This is a genomic window from Caballeronia sp. AZ1_KS37 (assembly GCF_023631165.1).
GTDB lineage: Bacteria > Pseudomonadota > Gammaproteobacteria > Burkholderiales > Burkholderiaceae > Caballeronia > Caballeronia zhejiangensis.
This window is the reverse complement of sequence record NZ_JALQDP010000012.1, coordinates 164,429-187,935: the sequence shown is the minus strand read 5'-3', so window position 1 is coordinate 187,935 and position 23,507 is coordinate 164,429. Positions and strand designations below refer to the sequence as shown.

21 protein-coding genes and 1 pseudogene are annotated in these 23,507 nt (G+C 64.1%); 15 read left to right on the top strand and 7 right to left on the bottom strand.

Going from position 1 to position 23,507, the window contains the following annotated elements:
- Positions 1-282: 282 nt before the first annotated feature.
- From NCS00_RS09775 to NCS00_RS09765, 3 genes are all read left to right on the top strand, one after another.
- The gene (locus NCS00_RS09775) at positions 283-1,563 is read left to right on the top strand and encodes a cytochrome-c peroxidase (protein WP_502800873.1); all 1,281 of its coding nucleotides are present in this window, start codon (positions 283-285) and stop codon (positions 1,561-1,563) included.
- A 100-nt stretch (positions 1,564-1,663) separates the two neighbouring features.
- Positions 1,664-2,062 carry an RT0821/Lpp0805 family surface protein gene (locus NCS00_RS09770; RefSeq protein WP_008342001.1) on the top strand — a complete coding sequence of 133 codons (399 nt, stop codon included), beginning with the start codon at positions 1,664-1,666 and terminating at the stop codon, positions 2,060-2,062.
- A 19-nt stretch (positions 2,063-2,081) separates the two neighbouring features.
- The gene (locus NCS00_RS09765) at positions 2,082-2,531 is read left to right on the top strand and encodes an NUDIX hydrolase (protein ID WP_250439990.1); all 450 of its coding nucleotides are present in this window, start codon (positions 2,082-2,084) and stop codon (positions 2,529-2,531) included.
- Positions 2,532-2,540: 9 nt separating this feature from the next.
- Here the strand turns inward: NCS00_RS09765 and NCS00_RS09760 are convergent, their stop codons facing one another.
- Entirely contained in the window at positions 2,541-3,515 is a 975-nt protein-coding gene (locus tag NCS00_RS09760) for a transporter substrate-binding domain-containing protein (protein ID WP_008341999.1), read from the bottom strand.
- Between the two features lie 80 nt (positions 3,516-3,595).
- Complete coding sequence (locus tag NCS00_RS09755; protein ID WP_250439989.1) at positions 3,596-5,305, bottom strand: glutamine--tRNA ligase/YqeY domain fusion protein; 1,710 nt, start codon at positions 5,303-5,305, stop codon at positions 3,596-3,598.
- Between the two features lie 384 nt (positions 5,306-5,689).
- Here NCS00_RS09755 and NCS00_RS09750 point away from each other — a divergent pair, with 384 nt between their 5' ends.
- Positions 5,690-5,902, top strand: coding sequence for a hypothetical protein (locus NCS00_RS09750; protein WP_008341996.1), 213 nt, complete (start codon positions 5,690-5,692; stop codon positions 5,900-5,902).
- 4 nt (positions 5,903-5,906) lie between these two features.
- On the opposite strand, the gene NCS00_RS09745 is transcribed toward NCS00_RS09750, so the two are convergent.
- Positions 5,907-7,127, bottom strand: coding sequence for a CaiB/BaiF CoA transferase family protein (locus NCS00_RS09745; protein WP_250439988.1), 1,221 nt, complete (start codon positions 7,125-7,127; stop codon positions 5,907-5,909).
- A gap of 200 nt (positions 7,128-7,327) precedes the next feature.
- Between NCS00_RS09745 and alaS the strand changes: the two genes are divergently transcribed.
- The 11 genes and pseudogenes from alaS (at position 7,328) to NCS00_RS09690 (ending at position 17,182) form a co-directional block, all read left to right on the top strand.
- Complete coding sequence (gene alaS, locus NCS00_RS09740) at positions 7,328-9,952, top strand: alanine--tRNA ligase (protein ID WP_008341992.1); 2,625 nt, start codon at positions 7,328-7,330, stop codon at positions 9,950-9,952.
- Between the two features lie 123 nt (positions 9,953-10,075).
- On the top strand, positions 10,076-10,321 hold the full coding sequence (locus NCS00_RS09735) for a hypothetical protein (RefSeq protein ID WP_034474291.1): 246 nt from the start codon (positions 10,076-10,078) through the stop codon (positions 10,319-10,321).
- Positions 10,322-10,464: 143 nt separating this feature from the next.
- Positions 10,465-11,499: a threonine aldolase family protein gene (locus NCS00_RS09730; protein ID WP_033537101.1), complete on the top strand. Its 1,035-nt coding sequence runs from the start codon at positions 10,465-10,467 to the stop codon at positions 11,497-11,499.
- Between the two features lie 65 nt (positions 11,500-11,564).
- Entirely contained in the window at positions 11,565-12,713 is a 1,149-nt protein-coding gene (gbd, locus tag NCS00_RS09725; protein ID WP_250439987.1) for a 4-hydroxybutyrate dehydrogenase, read from the top strand.
- 3 nt (positions 12,714-12,716) lie between these two features.
- Positions 12,717-13,155, top strand: a pseudogene (locus NCS00_RS09720) (acyl-CoA thioesterase).
- Positions 13,156-13,225: 70 nt separating this feature from the next.
- A complete protein-coding gene (locus tag NCS00_RS09715) occupies positions 13,226-14,107 on the top strand; it encodes a branched-chain amino acid ABC transporter permease (protein ID WP_250440001.1) in 882 nt (293 codons plus the stop codon).
- The gene (locus tag NCS00_RS09710; protein ID WP_008341984.1) at positions 14,100-15,182 is read left to right on the top strand and encodes a branched-chain amino acid ABC transporter permease; all 1,083 of its coding nucleotides are present in this window, start codon (positions 14,100-14,102) and stop codon (positions 15,180-15,182) included. Before NCS00_RS09715 ends, NCS00_RS09710 begins: the two co-directional genes overlap by 8 nt.
- A complete protein-coding gene (locus NCS00_RS09705; protein WP_239295555.1) occupies positions 15,179-15,919 on the top strand; it encodes an ABC transporter ATP-binding protein in 741 nt (246 codons plus the stop codon). The genes NCS00_RS09710 and NCS00_RS09705 overlap by 4 nt, the downstream gene beginning before the upstream one ends.
- Positions 15,916-16,641, top strand: a complete 726-nt coding sequence (locus NCS00_RS09700) for an ABC transporter ATP-binding protein (RefSeq protein ID WP_250439986.1) — start codon at positions 15,916-15,918, stop codon at positions 16,639-16,641. The genes NCS00_RS09705 and NCS00_RS09700 overlap by 4 nt, the downstream gene beginning before the upstream one ends.
- 11 nt (positions 16,642-16,652) lie before the next feature.
- The gene (locus tag NCS00_RS09695) at positions 16,653-16,847 is read left to right on the top strand and encodes a FitA-like ribbon-helix-helix domain-containing protein (protein ID WP_081851873.1); all 195 of its coding nucleotides are present in this window, start codon (positions 16,653-16,655) and stop codon (positions 16,845-16,847) included.
- Positions 16,844-17,182, top strand: a complete 339-nt coding sequence (locus NCS00_RS09690; protein ID WP_250523019.1) for a PIN domain-containing protein — start codon at positions 16,844-16,846, stop codon at positions 17,180-17,182. Before NCS00_RS09695 ends, NCS00_RS09690 begins: the two co-directional genes overlap by 4 nt.
- Before the next feature lie 43 nt (positions 17,183-17,225).
- Here NCS00_RS09690 and iolB read toward each other — a convergent pair whose 3' ends face one another.
- The 4 genes from iolB to NCS00_RS09670 form a co-directional block, all read right to left on the bottom strand.
- Entirely contained in the window at positions 17,226-18,038 is an 813-nt protein-coding gene (gene iolB, locus NCS00_RS09685) for a 5-deoxy-glucuronate isomerase (RefSeq protein ID WP_008341974.1), read from the bottom strand.
- Positions 18,035-18,940 (bottom strand): myo-inosose-2 dehydratase, encoded by a 906-nt coding sequence (gene iolE / locus NCS00_RS09680; protein WP_250434926.1) that lies wholly within the window; start codon positions 18,938-18,940, stop codon positions 18,035-18,037. Before iolE ends, iolB begins: the two co-directional genes overlap by 4 nt.
- 689 nt (positions 18,941-19,629) lie before the next feature.
- The gene (gene iolD, locus NCS00_RS09675; RefSeq protein ID WP_250439983.1) at positions 19,630-21,513 is read right to left on the bottom strand and encodes a 3D-(3,5/4)-trihydroxycyclohexane-1,2-dione acylhydrolase (decyclizing); all 1,884 of its coding nucleotides are present in this window, start codon (positions 21,511-21,513) and stop codon (positions 19,630-19,632) included.
- Positions 21,510-23,501 (bottom strand): bifunctional 5-dehydro-2-deoxygluconokinase/5-dehydro-2-deoxyphosphogluconate aldolase, encoded by a 1,992-nt coding sequence (locus tag NCS00_RS09670; RefSeq protein WP_250439981.1) that lies wholly within the window; start codon positions 23,499-23,501, stop codon positions 21,510-21,512. Before NCS00_RS09670 ends, iolD begins: the two co-directional genes overlap by 4 nt.
- Between the last annotated feature and the right edge of the window lie 6 nt (positions 23,502-23,507).

The following is a 23,507-nucleotide window of genomic DNA, read 5'->3' as shown; positions in this document are numbered from 1 at the left end:
GCGCACGGCGCGGCTTCATCGTCGAATGAGTCTTTGCTCGCCGGCGTGCGCAGTGTCGCAACGCAAATTGACGCAACCATGTAATAACGCTTTCGTTTGCGTAATGTTTGCTTAATAAATTTCGCGTAGATGGTTCGATGTGAAAGCGTCGAGGCTTGTCACATGAAAGACACGCAGACGACATACGCTTCGGCATCTTTCGATTCCGCCTCCTACGCCATGTCTTCGATGCGCCTGCCGTTCGTCCTGTGTTCCATCGCGCTTGCCGCGTTTTCGGCGGCGATGAGCGGCTGCGATTCGCACGCGGCGAACGTCGCGGCCAGGACGGTGAATGCGGCCAACGCGGACAACTCGGCGCCGCACGGTCAATCGCGCGCGGAAGTATTCGCGCATGTGAAGCAGATCACCTCGCTCGGCGAGAAGCTTTTCTTCGATCCGTCGCTGTCCGGGTCGGGCAAGCTCGCGTGCGCGTCGTGCCATAGCCCGAGTCATGCGTTCGGGCCGCCGAATGCGCTGTCCGTGCAGCTCGGCGGCAACGACATGCATCAGGCGGGCTTTCGCGCGGTGCCGTCGCTCAGGTACTTGCAGTCGGTGCCTGCCTTCACGCGTCACTTCCACGATTCCGACGATGAAGGCGACGAAAGCGTCGATGCCGGTCCGACCGGCGGCCTGACGTGGGACGGCCGCGTCGATCGCGGATCGGATCAGGCGCGCATCCCGATTCTGTCGTCGTTCGAAATGGGCAGCACGCCGGGCAAGGTCGTCGCGGCGGTGAAGGCGTCGTCCTATGCCGATGATTTCCGCCGCGCGTTCGGCGCCGATGTCTTCGCAAGCGACGACAAGGCGTTCGCGTCGGTGCTGGAATCGCTCGAAGCGTTCGAGCAATCGCCCGACAAGTTCTATCCGTACACGAGCAAGTACGACGCGTTCCTCGCCGGCCGCGCGAAGCTCAACGACGCCGAAATGCACGGCCTGCAACTCTTCAACGACGAGAACAAGGGCAATTGCGCGTCGTGCCACATCAGCCAGCGCGCGAAGGACGGCTCGCCGCCGCAGTTCAGCGACTTCGGCCTGATCGCGATCGGCGTGCCGCGCAACCGCGCCTTGCCGATCAACAAGAATCCGAATTTCCACGATCTCGGCGCATGCGGTCCCGAGCGTCGCGACCTGAAGGGCATGGACGAGTATTGCGGGATCTTCCGCACGCCGTCGCTGCGCAACGTCGCGACGCGCAAGACCTTCTTCCATAACGGCATCTATCATCGTCTGGAAGACGTGGTGCGTTTCTATGTCGAGCGCGACACGAATCCGGAAAAGTTCTATCCGGTGTCGAAGAACGGCGCCGTGCAGAAGTTCGACGACCTGCCGAAGAAGTACTGGGAGAACGTCAACACCGAGCCGCCGTTCGATCGCAAGAAAGGCGACAAACCCGCGCTCGACGAAGCCGAGATCAAGGACGTCGTCGCGTTCCTCGGCACGCTCACCGACGGCTACGATCCGGCGAGGGACAAGGACTCGCAAAAGGGCATCGGCATCAACGAAATGAAGTCCGCGCAAAACTGAGACAGCGCGGGCGGCGCGGCCCGCGCCTCATGCTATTCTCGTTGCAGCCGACGGCCGGCGCGGTCATCGGCGAAACACCAATGCAACGAGGAGAAACTTCATGCCGATACGAGATCGAGCGTTCGCTCACGCCTCTCTCCGGACGATCGCGGCAGCCGCGCTCGTCGCCGTGAGCGCGACCGCATCCGCCGCCAATCTCGGCTTCCTGAACAACACGCCGATCACCTACATGAAGCAGCGCGACCTGCAGGCGCTCAACAAGGCCGCGCAGATCGCGCTCAACACGAAGCAGGACGGCGAATCGCTCGACTGGAACAACGAGGGCACGGGCAACACGGTCCCGATCAACGGAACGGTGACGCCGCAGGAAACCTTCGAATCCGGCGGCCTCAAATGCCGCAAGGTCACGCTCGTCGCGCACGCGAAGGGACAGACGCAAACCTGGATCCCGACCGCATGCAAGCAGAGCGACGGCACGTGGAAACTCAAGAAGCAGTGACGAACCGGGCAAGCGATCGATGACCTCGCGCACCGTATCGTGCGGCGTGGTCATCCTCAACGAACAGGGCGACGTGCTGCTCTGTCACGCGACCGAAACCACGCACTGGGACGTGCCCAAGGGCGCCGCCGATCCGGGCGAAAACCCGCGCGAGGCGGCGTTGCGCGAGCTCGTCGAGGAGACGGGCATCGTGCTGCCCGCTGAACGTCTGAAGGATCTCGGGCGCTTCGTCTATCGCCGCGACAAGGATCTGCATCTGTTCGCGGTGCGCGTTTCCGCCGAGGAAGTGCAGCTCGAAAACTGCGTGTGCGAATCGTTTTTCCCGCGCTACAGCGACGGCACCATGATTCCGGAGATGGATGCGTATCGTTGGGTCAGTCCGGCGGATGTCGATCAGTTCGCGAGCCGCAGTCTCGCGCGGCTCTTTCAGACCACGCTCTCGCTCGCCGAACTGCACGAGACGCTTTGACCGGCGCGATCAGTCGATCGTGCGGTCGTTGGGATTGGCGAAGAGCGCCTTCATTTCCGGCGACATCGGGAATTGCAGGTTGATGCCGTCGGGCGGAATCGGGCGCATGAACCACGTCTCGTAGAGTTTCGTGGCTTCGCCCGAGCGCTGCATGCCGGCGATCACGTCGTCGACGATGCGCTTGAACACCGGGTCGCCCTTTCTCATCATGCAGCCGTACGCTTCGTTCGCGAGCGGCGCGCCCGTCACCGTGTATTCATTGCGCGCCGCGCCTTCCTGCGCGATCTTGCCGTAGAGAAGCGGATCGTCCATCACGAACGCGACCGCGCGATCCGACTTCAGCGCGGCGAACGCCTCCGCATGATCGCGCGCGCTGATGATGCGCAGGTTCAGCTTCCTGTCGATGCTCATCTGCCGCAGCATGCGCTCGTCCGACGTGCCCGCCGTCGTCACGACCGTCCTGTTCGCGAGATCGTCGTAATCGCGGATGCCCGACTTCTTCTTCACGGCCATGCGGATGCCGTACTGAAAAAAGCTGTTCGAGAACGCGACGAGCGGATCGCGATCGGCCACATGCGCGGTCGAGCCGCATTCCAGATCGACCTGATTGTTCACGACATAAGAGATGCGGTTCGCCGACGTGACCATCACGTTCTTGACCGCGAGGTTCGGCATCTTGAGGCGCTTCCTGATGTCGTCGACGACCTTCAGTGCGATGTCGTACGAGTAGCCCACTGGCTGCTGCTTCACCGTGTACGAAAACGGCACCGACGATTCGCGCGTGCCCAGCACGATCGCGCCGTTCTCGGCGATCTTGCGCAGCGTCGCCGACGGCGGCATCTGATCGACGCTGGCTTGGGCCGTCGCCAGTTCGGCGCTCGTGGCGGCACCCGCGCCGGCGGATGCGAACAGCAGCACGGAGGCGAGGGCGGCGCTTCGTTGGGCCCGTGTGCGGCGCGGCGCGAAGGAATGCGACTGCTTCATGTTCTCCTCGTTGGAAGCGGCGTATGGCCGGGCCGCCAGACACGACGAGGGCGCCGCGCGGCGCCCTCGTTGCATCGATGTCAGGCCGGCTTGCCCCAGCTGTCGCGCAGGCTGACGATGCGGTTGAACACGGGCTTACCCGGCTGCGAATCCACACGGTCCGCGACGAAGTAGCCGTGCCGCTCGAACTGGAAGCGGTCTTCGGCGTTCGCATCGCGCGCGCTCGGTTCGAGATAGGCGTTCACGACGCGCTTCGAATCCGGATTGAGCGCGTCGAGGAACTCCGCGCCGCCCGCGCCCGGCTGCGGTTCCTTGAACAGACGGTCGTACAGACGCACCTCGGCCGCATAAGCGCTCGCCGCGCTGACCCAGTGGATCGTGCCCTTCACCTTGTAGTTGTTCGCGCCTTCGGTGCCCGACTTGCTGTCCGGGAAGTAGTTGCAGTGCACGGCGATCACGTTGCCGTTCTCGTCCTTGTCCGCGCCCGTGCATTCGACGATGAAGCCGTACTTCAGACGCACCTTGTTGCCGGGGAAGAGGCGGAAATAGCCCTTCGGCGGCGTTTCCTGAAAGTCCTCGCGCTCGATCCACAATTCGCGCGAGAACGGGAACGTGCGTACGCCGCGATCCGCATGATGCGGATGCACCGGCGCGCTGCATTCCTCGCTCTGTCCTTCCGGATAGTTGTCGATGATGAGCTTCAGCGGATCGAGCACGGCGATCGCGCGCGGCGCTTTCTCGTCGAGATCGTCGCGCAGTGCGCCTTCGAGAATGCTCATGTCGATCCACGAATCGACCTTCGTCACGCCGACGCGCTCGACCATCAAACGAATGCTTTCCGGCGTAAAGCCGCGGCGACGCACGCCGACGATGGTCGGCATGCGCGGATCGTCCCAGCCGTCGACGTGATTGTCCTGCACGAGCTGCAGCAGCTTGCGCTTGCTCGTGATCGCGTAGGTGAGGTTCAGGCGCGAGAACTCGATTTGTTGCGGGAGCGGACGCTGAAACACGCCGTCGTCCGCGAGCTGCGCGAGGAACCAGTCGTAGAGCGGCCGATGATCTTCGAACTCCAGCGTGCAGAGCGAGTGCGTGATGTTCTCGATCGCGTCCGACACGCAGTGCGCGTAGTCGTACATCGGGTAGATGCACCACGTATCGCCGGTACGGTAATGATGCGCGAAGCGGATGCGGTAGATGACCGGATCGCGCATGTTGAAGTTCGGCGACGCCATGTCGATTTTCGCGCGCAGCACGTGCTCGCCTTCCTTGAACTCGCCCGCCTTCATGCGGCGGAAGAGGTCGAGGTTTTCTTCGGGCGAACGATCGCGATACGGCGAGTTGATGCCGGCTTCGGCGGCCGAGCCGCGCGTCGCGCGCATCTCTTCGGCCGTTTGACTGTCGACGTACGCCTGGCCCTTCTTGATGAGCATTTCGGCGTATTCGTACAGCTTGTCGTAGTAGTCGCTCGCGAAATAGCGGTGCTCGATGCCGTTCTTGTTCCAGTCGAAGCCGAGCCATTTCACGGCGTCGATGATCGAATCGACGTATTCGACGCTTTCTTTCTCGGGATTCGTATCGTCGAAGCGCAGATGGCACACGCCGCCGTAATCCGCGGCGAGGCCGAAGTTCACGCAGATGCTCTTCGCATGGCCGATATGCAGATAGCCGTTCGGCTCCGGCGGAAAGCGCGTCTCGACCCGCTGCGACCATTTGCCGGAGCGGTTGTCGTCTTCGATGATGTTGCGAATGAAATTGGATGGCGCCGGAGCGTCGTTGCGATCGGTGTTCATGCGGAAAAAGTGGCAGCGGATGCGCTCGCGCGCGTGATCGGTTCGGGAAGCGCTCGATGAAACTCGAAACGCGTACAAAGGCCTTGAATATTGGGTCGATTCTACCTTACGCAACCGTCCGGGGCAGGCCGCGGCGGCGTATGAGGAAGCGCTCGCGCTTTGTTTCGCCGGGCGGTTCCAGCCGTCGCGCCGTTTCGCGAGTTCCGTTACATGGTTTACGTGCCGCGGCACGCCTCGTAACCGCCGTAACGGGACGTAAATCGCGTTGAAAGGCGCGCGCGCGGGCTCTTAAGATCGGCTCGCGTACATCGAGCGCGCCGGTTCCGGGGGCACGCTCGAGCGCCAGGCACAACACATCACAACGACAACACAAGGAAGCCCATCATGAAGAAGATCGCCCTCACGACGCTCAAATTCGCCGCCGCAGCCGCGCTCGTATCGAGCCTCGCCGCCTGCGCAAACGTCTCGCGTCAGCAGGCTCACGCGGGCGTCGGCGCGGCCGCCGGCGGCGCGCTCGGGTATCTGGTCACGGGCGGGCCGATCGGCACCGTCGCGGGCGCGGCGGCGGGCGGTCTGATCGGCGCGGGCGTTCGATAAGGGTTCAGATCGCCTTCTTTTCCCGCAATCGCGCGATTTTCGCTTCGTCGTAGCCGAGCACGTCGGCCAGCACGCTCGACGTGTGCTCGCCTAGCAGCGGCGGATGCGTGCGCGCTTCGGGCGGCGTCGCGCTCATCTTGATCGGGCTCGCGACGAGTTTCACGGTGCCGGCCGTCGGATGCGGCAGATCGATCTGCATCCTGCGCGCGAGCACTTGCGGATCCTCGAATACTTCGCCGAGATCGTTGATCGGCCCGCACGGCACGCCCGCCGCCTCGAGCTCGGCGATCCATTCGTGCTTGCCTTTCAGACGCACCATGTCCGCGAGAATCGGCACGAGCATGTCGCGGTTGCGCACGCGCGACGGATTCGCCGCGAAACGCGCGTCGTCGGCCAGCTCGGGGCGTCCGCCCGCTTCGACGAACTTGCGGAACTGCCCGTCGTTGCCCACCGCGACGATGACCCAGCCATCGCTCGTCTGGAAGGTCTGATACGGCACGATGTTCGGATGCGCGTTGCCCCAGCGCACCGGCGGCTTGCCGCTCGCGAGAAAATTCGTGTTCATGTTGGCGAGCATCGCGACCTGCACGTCGAGCAGCGCCATGTCGATGTATTGGCCCTCGCCCGTGCGGTCGCGGTGCGCGAGCGCGGTGAGCACGCCGATGGCCGCGTACATGCCGGTCATCAGATCGGCGATCGCCACCCCCGCTTTCTGCGGACCGCCGCCGGGCTGGCCGTCGCGCTCGCCGGTGATGCTCATGAATCCGCCGATGCCCTGCACGATGAAATCGTAGCCCGCGCGCGACGCGTACGGCCCCGTCTGCCCGAAGCCCGTCACCGAGCAATAGACGATATCCGGCTTCACGGCCTTCAGCGACTCGTAGTCGAGCCCGTACTTCTTCAGTTGCCCGGCCTTGTAGTTTTCGAGGACGACATCGCTTTGCGCGGCCAGTTCGCGCACGATCTGCTGGCCTTCGGGGGTGGCGATATCGACCGTCACCGAGCGCTTGTTGCGGTTCGCCGCGAGGTAGTACGCGGCTTCGTGCGTGTCGTTGCCCTCGGGCGTCTTGAGGTAGGGCGGGCCCCAGTGACGGGTGTCGTCGCCGGTTCCGGGCCGCTCGATCTTGATGACGTCCGCGCCGAAGTCGGCGAGCGTCTGCGCGCACCACGGTCCCGCCAGCACGCGGGTCAGGTCCAGCACGCGAATATGGCTCAAGGCTCCCATCGATGTGTCTCGCTACGTTGTGTCTCCGGAGTGCGACTGTCGCACAGAACCGCGGCGTGCGCGATAGCGCGGGCGTCCGCATCGCCCGGGCGCGCGCGGCGAATCCCGTATAATCGACAATCACCCTTGTTCCGCCGGCAGCCTGCGAAATCAGCTGCCCGCGGGCGCCATCAAAGAACCGAAGACACGCCCCGTACGCTATGAAAGCCGCCGAAATACGCGAGAAATTCCTGAAGTTTTTCGAATCGAAGGGCCATACGATCGTGCGTTCGTCGAGCCTCGTGCCCGGCAACGACCCGACACTGCTCTTCACCAACTCGGGCATGGTCCAGTTCAAGGACGTGTTCCTGGGCAGCGAATCGCGTCCGTATTCGCGCGCGACGACCGCGCAGCGCAGCGTGCGCGCGGGCGGCAAGCACAACGATCTGGAGAACGTCGGCTACACCGCGCGGCATCACACGTTCTTCGAGATGCTCGGCAACTTCTCGTTCGGCGATTACTTCAAGCGCGACGCGATTCACTACTGCTGGGAACTGCTGACGAAGGTCTACAACCTGCCGGCGGAAAAACTCACGGTCACGGTCTATCAGGAAGACGACGAAGCCTTCGATATCTGGGCGAAGGAAATCGGCGTGCCGGTCGAGCGCATCATCCGCATCGGCGACAACAAGGGCGCCCGTTACGCATCGGACAATTTTTGGCAGATGGCCGACACCGGCCCGTGCGGTCCGTGCTCCGAAGTGTTCTACGACCACGGCCCGGAAATCTGGGGCGGCCCGCCGGGATCGCCCGAAGAAGACGGCGACCGCTTCATCGAGATCTGGAATCTCGTGTTCATGCAGTTCAATCGCGACGCGCAAGGCAACATGACGCCGCTGCCCAAGCAGTGCGTCGATACCGGCATGGGCCTCGAACGTCTCGCCGCCGTGCTGCAGCACGTGCACAGCAACTATGAGATCGACCTGTTCCAGAATCTCATCAAGGCCGCGGCGCGCGAAACGAACACGCCGGACCTGGAAAACAACTCGCTGAAGGTGATCGCGGACCACATCCGCGCATGCTCGTTCCTGATCGTCGACGGCGTCATTCCCGGCAACGAAGGCCGCGGCTACGTGCTGCGCCGCATCGTGCGCCGCGCGATCCGTCACGGCTACAAGCTCGGCAAGAAGGGCGCGTTCTTCCACAAGCTCGTCGCGGATCTCGTCGCGGAAATGGGCGCGGCGTATCCGGAACTCACCGATGCGCAACAACGCGTGACCGACGTGCTGCGTCAGGAAGAAGAGCGCTTCTTCGAGACCATCGAGCACGGTATGTCGATCCTCGAAGGCGAACTGGCCGATCTCGAAAAGAAGGGCGTGAAGCAACTGGACGGCGAACTCGCGTTCAAGCTGCACGACACCTACGGCTTCCCGCTCGATCTGACGGCGGACGTGTGCCGCGAGCGTGGCGTGACCGTCGACGAACCCGCGTTCGACGACGCGATGGCGCGTCAGCGCGATCAGGCGCGCGCGGCCGGCAAGTTCAAGCTGGCGGCGGGCCTCGAATACTCGGGCGCGAAGTCCACGTTCCACGGCTACGAAAAGGAAATCTTCGACGACGCGAAAATCCTCGCGTTGTACGTCGAAGGCGCATCGGTCAATGAAGTGAAGGACGGCCAGCAAGCGGTCGTCGTGCTCGATCACACGCCGTTCTATGCCGAATCGGGCGGCCAGGTCGGCGATCAGGGCGTGCTCGCGAACGCAAGCGTGCGCTTCGCCGTCGCGGACACGCTGAAAGTGCAGGCCGATGTCGTCGGTCATCACGGCACGGTCGAGCAGGGCACGCTCAAGGTCGGCGACGTCGTGAAGGCGGAAATCGACGGCGTGCGCCGCGCCCGCACCGCGCGCAATCACTCGGCCACGCATTTGATGCACAAGGCGCTGCGCGAAGTGCTCGGCGGTCACGTGCAGCAGAAAGGCTCGCTCGTCGATGCGGACAAGACGCGCTTCGACTTCGCCCACAACGCGCCGATGTCGGACGAAGAAATCCGTCGCGTCGAGCAGATCGTCAACAACGAGATCATCGCGAACGCGCCGGGCGTCGTGCGCGTGATGCCGTACGACGACGCGGTGAAGGGCGGCGCGATGGCGCTCTTCGGCGAGAAATACGGCGACACCGTGCGCGTGCTCGATCTCGGCTTCTCGCGCGAGCTGTGCGGCGGTACGCACGTGCAGCGCACCGGCGACATCGGCTTCTTCAAGATCGTGATGGAAGGCGGCGTCGCGGCGGGCATTCGCCGCGTCGAGGCGATCACCGGCGACAACGCCGTGCGCTACGTGCAGGAACTGGATCAGCGCATCAATGCGGCAGCGGGCGTGCTGAAGGCGCAACCGTCCGAACTCACGCAACGCATCGCGCAGGTTCAGGAGCACGTGAAGTCGCTGGAGAAGGAACTGGGCGCGCTGAAATCGAAGCTGGCGGCGAGCCAGGGCGACGAACTCGTCTCGAAGGCCGTCGATGTTTCCGGCGTGCAGGTGCTCGCCGCGCAACTCGAAGGCGCGGACGTGAAGACGCTGCGTGAAACCGTCGACAAGCTCAAGGACAAGCTCAAGAGCGCGGCGATCGTGCTTGCATCGGTCGATGGCGGCAAGGTCAGCCTGATCGCGGGCGTGACGCCGGACGCGTCGAAAAAGGTGAAGGCGGGCGAGCTCGTCAATTTCGTCGCGCAGCAGGTCGGCGGCAAGGGCGGCGGCCGTCCCGACATGGCGCAGGCAGGGGGCACGGAACCGGCCAATCTGCCGGCCGCGCTGGCCGGCGTGACCGGATGGGTGCAGCAGCAGCTTTAAGCGTTCATCGCTTCTGACAAAACGGCTCGATCTGACGAAGATCGGGCCGTTTTTCTTTACACGCTGTCAGGTATGGCGCGTGCGTCTTCCCGTGAAGTTCCATCAACGCAAGGGAGACGACATATGAATCGCAGACTCGCATCGATCATTCTGGCTTCGACGATGCTCGCAGCAACGGGCGCCGCGCAGGCGAAGGGCTGTCTGAAGGGCGCGGCGGTCGGCGGCGTCGCGGGACATGTCGCGGGCGGACATGGCACCGCGGGCGCGATCGGCGGCTGCGCGATCGGCCATCACGAAGCGAACAAGAAGGACAAGAAGGCCCAGGAAGCGCAGCAGGCCAACGCCGCGAGCGCGCCGAACACCAAGTAGGCGCACGCGGTTCGGAAGGCGATGAACCGCTAAAATGGCCCGATTGCCGGCGCGCGCGATGACGTTCGATGTTTTAGCGCCCGCGCGCGCCGCGTTCAAAAACCGGCCATCACAGCGACCCCATGACAGCGCCCACGGACCCGATCCAACACTTCGCCTCCGACAACTACGCAGGCATCTGCCCGGAAGCGCTCCAAGCGCTGATCCAGGCCAACACGAGCGGCCACGAACCCGCCTATGGCGACGATTCGTGGACCACGCAAGTCTGCGACCGCATCCGCAACCTCTTCCAGACCGATTGCGAAGTCTTCTTCGTCTTCAACGGCACGGCGGCCAATTCGCTCGCGCTCGCGTCGCTCTGTCAGTCGTATCACTCGGTGATCTGCCACGAACTCGCGCATATCGAAACCGATGAATGCGGCGGCCCCGAATTCTTCTCCGGCGGCTCGAAGCTGCTCACCGCGAAGGGCGAGAACGGCAAGCTCACGCCCGATGCGATCGAGGAACTCGTCACGAAGCGCTCGGATATCCACTATCCGAAGCCCAAGGTCGTCTCGCTCACGCAGGCGACGGAAGTCGGCACCGTCTACACCGTCGAGGAGATCCGCGCGATCGCGGCCATCGCCAAGCGGCGGCATCTGAAGATCCACATGGACGGCGCGCGTTTCGCGAACGCGGTCGCGACGCTGAACGTGCATCCGTCGGAGATCACGTGGCGCGCGGGCGTCGATGTGCTGTGCTTCGGCGGCACGAAAAACGGTCTGCCGGTGGGCGAGGCGGTCGTGTTCTTCGACAAGGCGCTCGCCGCCGATTTTGCCTATCGCCTGAAGCAGGCCGGGCAACTCGCCTCGAAGATGCGCTTCATTTCCGCGCCGTGGCTCGGTCTGCTCGACGACGACGTCTGGCTGCGCAACGCGCGTCACGCGAACGCGATGGCATCGCTGATGGCCGAGCGCCTCGCCGGCATTCCGGGCGTGTCGCTGCTCTTCAAGCCCGAATCGAACGCGGTGTTCGCGGAGTTGCCGGCGCACGTCGCGGCGGCGCTGCGCGCGAAGGGCTGGCGCTTCTATCAGTTCATCGGCTCGGGCGGCTGCCGTCTGATGTGCGCGTGGGATACGCAGCGGGGGACCGTCGAGCGCTTCGTCGATGAAGTGCGCGCCTTGTCGGCGTCGATCTAACCCCGATTGACACTTCCGGCGTGCGGTTTCAACATGGCCGCACCTCTTTTATCGACGCTGACGCCATGGCCTTCATCTTCTATCTGACCCACATTCATCTCGGCTACGACGCGCTACAGACGCTGCAAAGCGAATGCGCGCGCATCGGGATGAAGCGTCCGCTCGTCATCACCGATAAAGGCGTGAAGGCGGCGGGGCTTGCCGATCGCGTGATCGAAAGCGCGCGGCTCGGCGCGCTGCCGGTGTTCGACGACACGCCGTCGAATCCGACCGAAGCGATGGTCATGCAAGCCGCCGCGCAATACAAGCGCGAAGGCTGCGACGGCCTGATCGCGGTGGGCGGCGGCTCATCGATCGATCTGGCGAAGGGCGTGGCGATTGCCGCGACGCACGACGAGCCGCTCACGACCTACGCGACGATCGAAGGCGGCAGCGGCAAGATCACCGAGCGCGCGGCGCCGCTGATCGCGGTGCCGACCACGTCGGGCACGGGCAGTGAAGTGGCGCGCGGCGCGATCATCATCCTGAACGACGGGCGCAAGCTCGGCTTCCATTCGTGGCATCTGCTGCCGAAATCGGCGGTCTGCGATCCGTCGCTCACGCTCGGCCTGCCGCCGCCGCTCACCGCCGCGACCGGCATGGACGCGATCGCGCATTGCATCGAAACGTTTCTCGCGCCCGCGTTCAATCCGCCCGCCGACGGCATCGCGCTCGATGGACTCGAACGCGCGTGGGCCAACATCGAGCGCGCGACGCACGACGGCCAGGACCGCGACGCGCGTCTGAACATGATGTCCGCGTCGATGCAGGGCGCGATGGCGTTCCAGAAGGGCCTCGGCTGCGTGCATTCGCTGTCGCATCCGCTGGGCGGGCTGGCGGTGAACGGACGCACGTCGCTGCATCACGGCACGCTGAACGCGGTGGTCTTGCCTGCCGTGCTGCGCTTCAACGAAAGCGCGCCGACGGTCGTCGCGGACCGGCGTTTCGCGCGCATGCGCCGCGTGATGAATCTCCCCGATAACGCCGATGTCGCGCAGGCCGTGCACGACATGACCGCGCGCCTCGGCCTGCCGACGCGTCTGTCGCAGATGGGCGTCGACGAAAGCATGTTCGACAAGGTCGTGAAGGGCGCGCTCGCGGATCACTGCCACAAGACGAACCCGCGCGAGGCGAGCGCCGACGATTATCGACGCATGCTGATGGAGTCTCTCTGAGCGATGAGCAAGCCGGTCCCGACCACGCGCGCCGATTACGCGCACTTCCTGCCGATCAGCACGCGCTGGTCGGATAACGACGTCTACGGTCACATCAACAACGTCGTCTACTACAGCTACTTCGATACGGTCGTGAACGAGTACCTGCTGCGCGCGGGCGTGCTCGATTTCAGCGAGGGCGCAACCATCGGCCTCGTCGTCGAGACGCGCTGCAATTTCTTCGCGCCGGTCGTGTTTCCCGAACCGATCGAGGCGGGCTTGCGCGTCGAGAAGCTCGGCAAATACCAGCGTGCGCTACGAAGTCGCGATCTTCACGCAAGGCGCGGACGAAGCCGCCGCGCAGGGGCATTTCGTGCATGTCTACGTGGATCGCGTGACGCGCAGGCCGGTGCCGTTGCCCGCGCCGCTCATCGATGCGTTGAAGCCGCTCATCACCGGCTGAGGGTCGCGTTTTGCTTCAGTGGTTTTGCGTGAGTCTGCTCAACGGCGTGAGCGTGGGATTGCTGCTGTTCATGCTGTCGGCGGGACTCACGCTGATTTTCTCGATGCTCGGCGTGCTCAACTTCGCGCACGCGAGTTTCTACATGCTCGGCGCGTATGTCGGGCAGGCGCTCGCCGCGTACGGCGGATTCTGGTTCGCGCTCATCTGTGCGCCATTGATCGTTGGCGTTGCCGGGGCCTTGTTCGAGCGCCTGCTATTGAGGCGCGTCCATGCGCGCGGCGCGCTCGCCGACATGCTGCTGACGTTCGGCGCGGCCATCGTCATCGGCGAGGGCGTGAAGCTCGTCTGGGGATTCGGGCCGTTGCCCGCCGCCGTTCCGCGCGTGCTCGACGGACCGCTTTTCATGCTGTACGGCGCATCGTTCGCGCGCTATCGCGTGTTCATGATGACGGTCGCCGTCGTCATGCTCGGCGCGCTGTGGCTCGTGTTGCGTACATCGAAAACGGGGCTCATCGTGCGCGCGGCGCTTACGCATCCCGCGACCGTCGAAACGCTCGGCCACGATGTGCCGCGCGTCTTCACGATGGTCTTCGCCGCCGGCACCGCGCTCGCCGCGCTCGCTGGCGTGATCGGCGCGCCGCTCGCCGTCATCGAACCGGCGATGGCCGATGCGATGGGCCCGATCGTGTTCGTCGTCGTCGTGATCGGCGGGCTCGGATCGCTCGGCGGCGCGCTCGTCGCGTCGCTTCTGATCGGCTGCGTCCAGACCTTCGCGGTCGGCGCGAGCGCGACGGCGGGCGGCATCGCGGCATCGCTCGGCGTGACCTTGCCGCCTGCGTGGAGCGCGTTGACGGTCGCGCAACTCGCGCCCGTGCTGCCGTATCTGCTGCTCGTCGCGATGTTGGCCGCGCGGCCGCGCGGGCTTTTCGGCGAGCGCACGCGCGATGCTTAAGGTCTTCATCGCGCTGATCGTCGCGCTCGCGCTGCCGCCGCTCGTCGTCGATCAATCGTGGCTGCTCGCGTATCTCGCGCAGACGGCGACGCTCATCGTCCTCGCGCTTTCGTACAACCTGTTGCTCGGCGAGACGGGTTTGCTCTCGTTCGGGCACGCGGTCTATTCGGGTCTCGGCGCGTTCGCCGCCGCGCATGCGTTCGCTCGATTCGGCGTGCCGTTGCCGTTACTGCCGATGATCGGCGGATGCGCGGCGATGCTCGTCGCGGTCGTTTTCGGCGCGATTTCGACGCAGCGCGCGGGCACGTCCTTCGCGATGATCACGCTGGGCTTGAGCGAACTCGTCGCCGCATGCGTGTGGCTCGTGCCGGGGTGGTTCGGCGGCGAGGGCGGCGTGACGATCGATCGCGCGAGCGGGCCTTCGTTCTTCGCGATGACCTTCGGGCCGCCGCGCGAGGCGTATGCGTTGATCGCGTGCTGGTGCGTGATATCGGCGGTCGCGATGTTCGCGTTTTCGCGCACGCCGATGTGCCGTCTCGCCAACGCCGTGCGCGACAATCCCGCGCGCGCCGCCGCGATCGGCTTCGCGCCCGCGCGCGTGCGCCTGCACGTGTTGATCGTGTCGGCGTTTTTCGCGGGCATCGCGGGCGTGCTGGCGTTGATCAACGTCGAGCTGGTGTCGTCGGAGAGCGTCGGTCTTGCGCGATCGACGAGCGCGCTCGTCGCGACCGTCATCGGCGGCGCGGGCACGTTCGCCGGGCCGATCGTCGGCGCGGTGCTGCTCACGTTCTTCAGCGTCGGGCTCGCGAGCGTCAGCACCGCGTGGCCGATGTATCTCGGGCTCTTGTTCATGTGGGTCGTCGTGGCCGCGCCGGAAGGCGTCGCGGGCCTCGTTCGGCGCGATGCGCGGTCCTTGTGCATCGGCATGCTGAGCGCGATCGCGTGGGGCGTCGCGGTCGTCGTGCCGGTCGAAGCGCTTTACGCCGGACGAACCGATGCACGCGCGTGGTTCATCGCGTTGCCGTGCGCGTTGCTGGGCTTGTGGCTCGCGCGACGCACGAGGACCGCGCGATGAACGCGGCGCTCGAATTGCATGGCATCGTCAAGCGCTTCGGCGTGACGCGCGTACTGCGCGGCGTCGACTTGCAGGTCGCTGCGGGCGAGCGGCACGCGCTCATCGGACCGAACGGCGCGGGCAAATCCACGCTCTTCGATCTGATCTCGGGACGCACGCGGCCCGACGATGGACGCATCGTCGCGAGCGGAATCGATATCACCGGCAAGCCGCCGCAACGCGTATCGCGCTCGCTTGCCCGCAGCTTTCAGACGACGAGCGTGTTCGGCGGCTTGTCCGTGTTCGAGAACCTGCGTTGCGCGGCGCTCGGCGCGGCATCGTCGCGGCTTGTCGATCGATGGCTGCCTTCGCGACGAATCGACGAACGCGCGCACGCGATGCTCGATGCCATCGGCCTTGCCGCGCGCGCCGACGAACTCGCGGCACGCCTGACGTACGCGGAGCAACGCGCGCTCGATCTGGGCATCGCGCTTGCCACCGATGCGTCGCTGATCTTGCTCGACGAGCCCACCGCCGGCATGAATCGCGCGGAGGCGACTCGCGCGCTCGAACTGATTCGCGCGACGACGGAAGGGCGCACGCTGCTCGTCATCGAACATGACATGGATGCGGTTTTCGGCCTCGCGGATCGCATTTCGGTGCTCGTGCAAGGGCGCGTGATCGCCACCGATACGCCCGCTGCGATACGCGCGAATCGCGCTGTTCAGGACGCGTATCTCGGTGGAGTCGCGTCATGAAGGCGCAGTTGCGTATCGACGATTTGTGCGCGTGGTACGGCGCGGCGCAAGTGCTGCACGGCGTGCACCTGTGCATTGACGAAGGCGAAGCGGTGGCGCTTGTCGGCCGCAACGGATCGGGACGATCGACGCTCGCGAAAGCCATCATGGGACTCGTGCGATGCGCGGGCGACATGCGCTATCGCGATGTTCAGCTCGTCGGCTTGAGGGCGCATCGCATCGCGCGGCTGGGCATTGGTTACGTGCCCGAAACGCGCGATGTGTTCCCTGCGCTCACGGTGCGCGAAAATCTCGTGCTGGGCGAAAGGAAGGGCACGCGTTTTGCGTTGCGCGATGCGTATCGGCTGTTTCCCGTGCTCGAAGAACGCGCGTCGGTGAAGGCGGGCGCGTTGTCGGGCGGCGAGCAGCAGATGCTCGCGCTCGCGCGCACGTTGACGGGCGATCCGTCGCTGGTCGTCATCGACGAACCGGGCGAAGGGCTCGCGCCGCAAGTGCTCGCGGAAGTGGCCGCGTGTCTCGCGATGCTGCGCAACCGCGGCGTCGCGACGCTGCTGATCGAAGAGCGATTGACGATCGCGCGCACGCTCGATGCGCGCGTCGCGGTCATGGGGCATGGGGCGATACAGTTCGATGGGACGATCGAGACGCTCGCGCGCGATGAAGCGATCTCGCGGCAATGGCTGTCGGTCGGTGGCACGTTCGATTCGAGTCAATATGCCTGAAGTTCCTGCGTATGCAGGCAGCGAAGCACGGTCGCTCGATGGAGGAAGAGGCTCGCGACATTCTGCGGACAGCTCTTTGGACAGAACCGGCGCAAGGAAAGATTCTTGTCGAATCGATTCGTGGCCGCATCGATCCGCTTGGCGGAGTCGAGTTGGAGCTTCCCAAGCGCGAGGCGATTCGTAACCCGTCGGGGTTCGATGACTGATCGTTCTGGATACCAACGTCCTTTCCGAGTTGCTGCGTCCGGCGCCGGAACAGCGCGTTTTGACATGGCTCGCCAACGAGCCGCGTTCGGCACTGTTCACCACGACTGTCACGCGTGGAGAAATTCTCTATGGAATATGGTCGATGGCCGCAGGTATCAGGCGGCAGCGCCTATGGGACGCCACGCGGATCATCTTCAGTGAAGATTTCGCTGGCCGTCTGCCGAGTTTCGATAACGATGCAGCCGATGCGTACGCGGAAATTGCTGCGTCGAGAAGAGCATCGGCACCCATTAGTCAGTTCGACGCGACGATCTTCGATCCCTGGAACGCGTAGTGCAGCGAATGCCGCGACATGCGGCATTCGCCTTCCCGCTCGCTTAACCCTGCGCCTTGCTATCCCTCTCCACGATCCACTCATGCTTCGGATCGTTCTTGAAGTGCCACGTCCGCTTGTCGCCGGCCATCACGTTCAGATAGTAGTTATCGTAGCCATACGGCACGACCACCGGATGATACCCACGCGGCACCATGACGACATCGTGATCCTCGACGGCCATCGTTTCATCGAGATCGCGTTCATCGGTATAAACGCGCTGAAACGCGAATCCTTGCGGCGGATTCAGTCGATGGTAATACGTCTCTTCGAGCGAGCTTTCGACGGGCACATTGTCCTGATCGTGCTTGTGCGGCGGATAGCTCGACGCATGTCCGCCCGGCGTGCGCACTTCCACGACCAGCAACGACTCGGCATCTTCCGTTTGCGGAAGAATGTCGCACACGTAGCGCGTATTCGCGTTCTTGCCGCGCGTCGAGCGCTTCATTTGCGATGGCTCGATGAGACGCGGCGGAAACTCGCCCTTCGCGGGCGCGCTCGCGACGCCGATCTGCGCATCGCGTTCCGCACGCACGATGGCGGCGAGCTTCGGCGGCACGTAGACGGCATACGGGGCGGCGTCTTCGAACACGCTGTCGCGCGAGCCGATCGACTGATAATGCTCGTCGCCCGCTTCGACGCTCACCGTGCCCGTCAACACGACGATGCAGCTTTCGCGATCCGCGTCGTAGACATGCACGACATCGCCCGCATTCAGGCGATACGCCGCGAAGCCGACGTGCTTCCAGCCCGCGGAATCGGGCGTGACGCGCGCGATGGTTTGTCCTTCGCGCGATGCTTTCACTAGCAGGCTCATGCTGCCTCCTTGAATGTTGCGTCGACGAGCGTACGCAGCGTGCGATAGCCCTTGTCGGCGTATGCGTAGCTCGGCGCGATCACCGGATCCTGTTCCGCTTCCACGACGAGCCAGCCTTCGTAATCATGCTTCGCGAGACACGCGATGATGCCCGGATAGTCGACGCAGCCATCGCCGGGCACGGAGAACGCACCGTTGATGACCGCATCGAGAAAGCTCCAGTTGCGATTGCGCGCGAGCTTCACGATTTCGGGGCGCACGTCTTTGCAGTGGACGTGGCATACACGAGCGATGTGCTTTTGCAGCACGCTCAGGGCATCGCCGCCCGCGAACGTGATGTGTCCCGCGTCGAACAGCAGGCCGACCGAATCGTTGGTGAGCGCCATGAGGCGGTCGACGTCGGCGGGCGTTTCGACATACGCGCCCATGTGATGATGATAGGCGACGCGCACGCCGCGCGAGAGGGTGTATTCGGCGAAGCGGTTCAGGCGGTCTGCGTACCCGGTCCATTGCGCATCCGAGAAAAAGCGCGGACGTTGATAGAGCGGTTTTGGCGCGCCCTGGATCGAGTTGGCGACCTCGCCGTAGACCATTACGGTCGCGCCGTTTTGCGCGAGCAGGTCGAGATGGGGGCCCGCGGCTTCGATTTCTTCTTCTGCGCTGCGTTCTGCGAGTCGGCCTGAATACCAACCGGAGACTAGCGCTAGCTCGTACTGCGCGAGCAAGGCTTTTAGCGCTTGCGGTTCGCGAGGGAACTTGTTGCCTAGCTCGAAGCCTTCATAGCCGATCTGTTTTCCTTCCGTCAGGGCGGTGGAGAGAGGCGTCTCGCCGCCGAGCGAAGGCAGGTCGTCGTTCATCCATGACAATGGATTGATGCCGATGCGTATCTTTTTCAAAGGCATGATGTTGGGTTCTCCTTTTTGCTTTTTGCTTTTTGCTTTCGCTTTCGCCGGATCCCGGTTTCGCGTCGGTCTATTAGCACTGCCCCTGTGCGGGGCGGCAGTCACTTTCTTTGCTGCTGCAAAGAAAGTAACCAAAGAAAGCAGCTTCCGATACGCCCGCGGTCACACGCAATTTGGGTAGTCCTCTCGTCGTTCGTGGGCTGCCTAACGAGTGCCCTCAAACACCTATTCGGGCTTGGATCGCGCACGGTCTGCCACATCGCACCACACACCAAACTGGTTCAGCACCAAATAGCTCCAGCCCGCTGCGCGGCCGACCGGTCAACCGGGTCCGCGCGTGCTTCTCTACTAACGTCTCCATCTCACTGCAATCGCCGCCCTTTGGTTTCCCTTGCATACCGGGCGGCAGCGCGTAGCGCTGTGCCGAAGCTCTTTCGTGCTGAACCAGTGTCCTCAACGTATTCGGGCGGCAGACCGTGCGCGAGCCAAGCCCGATTAGGTGTTTGAGGGCACTCTTTAGGCGAGTGCCGCCTGTGACGAGAGGACTACCCAAATTGCGTGTGACCGCGGGCCGTGACGAGCTGCTTTCTTTGCTTACTTTCTTTGCAGCAGCAAAGAAAGTGACTGCCGCCCCGCACAGGGGCAACGCCAATAGACCGACGCGATCACAGGCTTCCATAGAAGCTCAATCAAACACTACGAGCTTTGACGGCCTGCTCATAGGCCTCACGCGCAACGACGACAGCCGCGCGATCCGACACTTCAGGAACGGCGACTTCCCACCACCATCCACCTTCCTCGGTAGTCCTCGAAGGATCCGTATCGATAGAGATGAGATAACTGCGATCCGCCGCCCGCGCGCGCTTCATCGCGACGATAAGCTCATCGATGCTGGAAACATGCTCCGCCAAAGCCCCGAGCGACCGCGCATGCATCGCGAAATCGATCTCCGGCGCCCCAAGCGCGCCCTGCTTGCAATCATCGATGAGATTGTTGAACGGCGCCCCGCCACAAGCCTGCTGCAAGCGATTGATGCACCCGAACCCGCGATTGTCGAGCAACACCACGATCAACTTCGCGCCGAGCATCACCGACGTAGCGAGCTCGCTATTCATCATCAGATACGAGCCGTCGCCGACAATCACGATCACTTCGCGCTCGGGCCGCGCGAGCTTCACGCCCAGTCCGCCCGCGACTTCATAGCCCATGCACGAATAGCCGTATTCGACGTGATAACCGCCCGGCGCGCTGGTGCGCCAGAGCTTCTGCAAATCCGCGGGCAAAGTGCCCGCAGCACACACGACGATATCGTTGGCTGAAGAAGCATCGTCCGAGCGCTGCACCGCGCCGATCACATCGGCTTCGCGCGGCAGCTTGCCATCCGCGACGGGCGTGTTCGTCACATGCGCCACGGTCTCGCGCCATTCATTCGCAAGCCGATGCCCGCGCGTCGTCCATTGCGGCGATGCGTGCCAGTCGCCGAGCGCTTCGGACAACGCTTCCAGCGCGGCACGCGCATCCGCCTGCACGGCGAGCGCGTTCTGCTTGAGCGCATCGAACGGATTCGCATTGACCGCGACAAGCCGCGCCTGCGTGAATAGCGTGTTCGATCCGGTCGTGAAATCCTGCAGACGCGTGCCGATAGCAAGCACGCAATCGCTCGCATGCGCGAGTTCGTTCGCAGCGGTGCCGCCCGTCACGCCGATACCGCCGACGTTCAACGCATCGTCCCAGGCGAGCGCGCCTTTGCCCGCCTGCGTCTCCGCGACGGGCACGCCATGCCTGTGCGCGAACGTGCGCAACGCATCGGTCGCGAGTCCGTACAGCACGCCGCCACCCGATACGATCAACGGCTCGCGCGCTTCACGCAGCATCGCGGCGGCGCGTTCGATCTCGCGCGGAATCGGTGCCGGCGCATGAAACTCGACGGCGCGCGGCTCGAAGAACGAAGCAGGGTAGTCGTACGCCATCGCCTGCACGTCCTGCGGCAACGCGAGCGTGACCGGGCCGCATTGCGCCGCATCGGTGAGCACGCGTATCGCGCGCGGCAATGCGCTCAACAATTGCGCGGGATGCACGATGCGATCGAAGTAACGCGATACTGCCTTCAACGCATCGTTAGCGGAGACGCCGCCATCGTGACCATCCTCCACTTGCTGCAACACCGGATCGGGCGCGCGCGACACGAAGATATCGCCCGGCAACAGCAGTACCGGCAAGCGGTTCACATGCGCGAGCGCGGCCGCCGTCACGAGATTGGTCGCGCCCGGACCGATCGACGTCGTCACCGCCATCATGCGTCGCCGCATATGCGCCTTCGCATACGCGATCGCGCTATGCGCCATCGCCTGCTCGTTGTGCGCGCGATACGTCGGCAATTCATCGCGATGCCGATACAACGCCTCGCCCATACCCGCGACATTGCCATGCCCGAAGATCGCGAACACGCCGCCGAAAAGCGGCTCGCCGTGTCCGGTGCGAAGCGCCGCGAGATAGCGCACGAGCGCTTGCGCGGCGGTCAGTCGAATGGTCGAACTCACTGCAGTCTCCGATTGCGTTGCACGCTGGTTCATGCGGCTTGCTCCTGTGTCACTCGAAGTTCTGCGCCCGAAGACGAACGCGCCTCGCGCCATGCATCGATCAGCGCTTCGAACGTGCGTCGCACGCGCGCGATCAGTTCGCGGTCGTCGATCTCATTGGCGAGCCACGCATGACTCGGCTCATGAAAAATCGTGCGCCCGACGGTGAAGCCCTTGCACGTCTTCGACGATGCCGCCGCTGCGAAGCCTTCACGCAACTGATCGACGCCCGCCGACAATCCCAGCAACACGACGCCACGGCAATACGGATCGCGCTGCGCGATCAGCGCATCGATGGCTTGCCATTGCTTCGCGCTCATCGGTTCGAGCTTCCACCATTCCGGATAGATGCCGAGGTTATAAAGGCGCTTCAACGCGCGATACACGGTGTCGTCTTCAATCGGTGGCCCGTTTTTCGGCACGATCACTTCGAGCAGCAGTTCGTTGCCGCTTGCCTGAACGGCATCGTAGAGCGCGCGCAACTGCGCTTCCTGTTCGAGACGCACGTCATGCGGATGATCGGGGTGATATTGCACGAGACACTTCGCGACCTGCTCGCGCGGCCACTGCACGAGCGTCGTGCCGATGGAGCGGCCATGATCGAATTCGAGCGGCATCGAGCCGGGCAATTCGACCGGCCGGCCGATCCACCAGCCGCGTCCGGTCGCCGCGTTCAACGCATCTTGCCCGTAGCGATCGTCGATCAACACGCCAATGCGTCCTTCGAGCGCGAGTTCTTTCTCCGTCTGTGCAACGGCTTCGACGAACAGGTTTTTCAACGTCGAGATGCGCGCTTCGCTCGCGCCCGTTTGCTGCGCGAGATCGAAGAACTGATTGCGATGATCGAACGCGAAGCCGAGCACTTCGTCCCATTGCTTGCGCTTGGGACTCACGCGATGCAGACGCGCGAGCTTTGCATCGCGATCGGGGCGGCGCATGCGCGCGGGGTCTTCCTTCGCCGCGGCGAGAAAGTAATCGAGCTCGGCGGGCGTGGGCATCGCGGGCGCGCAGCCGTGACGCGACACGACGAGCGCGCCGCATGCATTGGCCGTTCGCGCGCAGGCTTCGAGCGGCTCGTCGCGCAGCCATCCCGACAAGAAGCCTGAAGCGAACGCGTCGCCGGCGCCGAGCACGTTGAGCACTTCCACTTCGACGCCGCCATGAACCGGCGCATCGTCGATGGACGACGGCACCGCGCCTTCGATGATCGAACAGCCGAGCGGCCCGCGCTTCACGACGAGCGTCGCGCTCGTGACCTTGCGGACCATCGCGAGCGCATCGATCAGACGGTCCTTGCCGCCCGCGATGCGAAACTCTTCTTCCGTGCCGATGACGAGATCGATCAACGGCAGAATGCGCTGCAAATGCGCGGTGACGCTCTCGTTCGCGATGAAGCGCGTCTCGCCATCCGCCTTGCCCGTGAGACCCCACAAGACAGGCCGATAGTCGATGTCGAGAATCGTGCGGACGTCGTTGCTTCGCGCGTAGTCGAGCGCGCGACGGCTCGTGCGGTTCACCTGTTCCGTCGAGAAGTGCGTGCCCGTAATGAGCAGCGCCTTCGATGACGCGATATACGCTTCATCGAAATCGTGTTCGTCGACGGCCATGTCCGCGCAGTTCTCGCGATAGAACACGAGCGGAAACGTGTCGCGGTCTTCGAGGCCGAGCAGCACGAGCGCGGTGAGCCGGTCACGATCGATGCGAACGTGACTCACATCGCAGCCTTCGCGTTCGAGCGTCTCCGTGAGAAAGCGCCCCATGTGATCGTTGCCGACGCGCGCGAGCATCGACGCATTCAGCCCGAGCCGCGCGCAGCCGAACGCGATGTTCGCCGACGAGCCGCCGAGATACTTCGCGAACGTCGATACATCTTCGAGCCGCGCGCCGACATTTTGCGCATAGAGATCGACGGCGAGGCGGCCGAGACACACGATATCGCGCGTGCGATCCGGCGCGAAGCGAGAGGGATTTTGCGTTGGCATGGATTC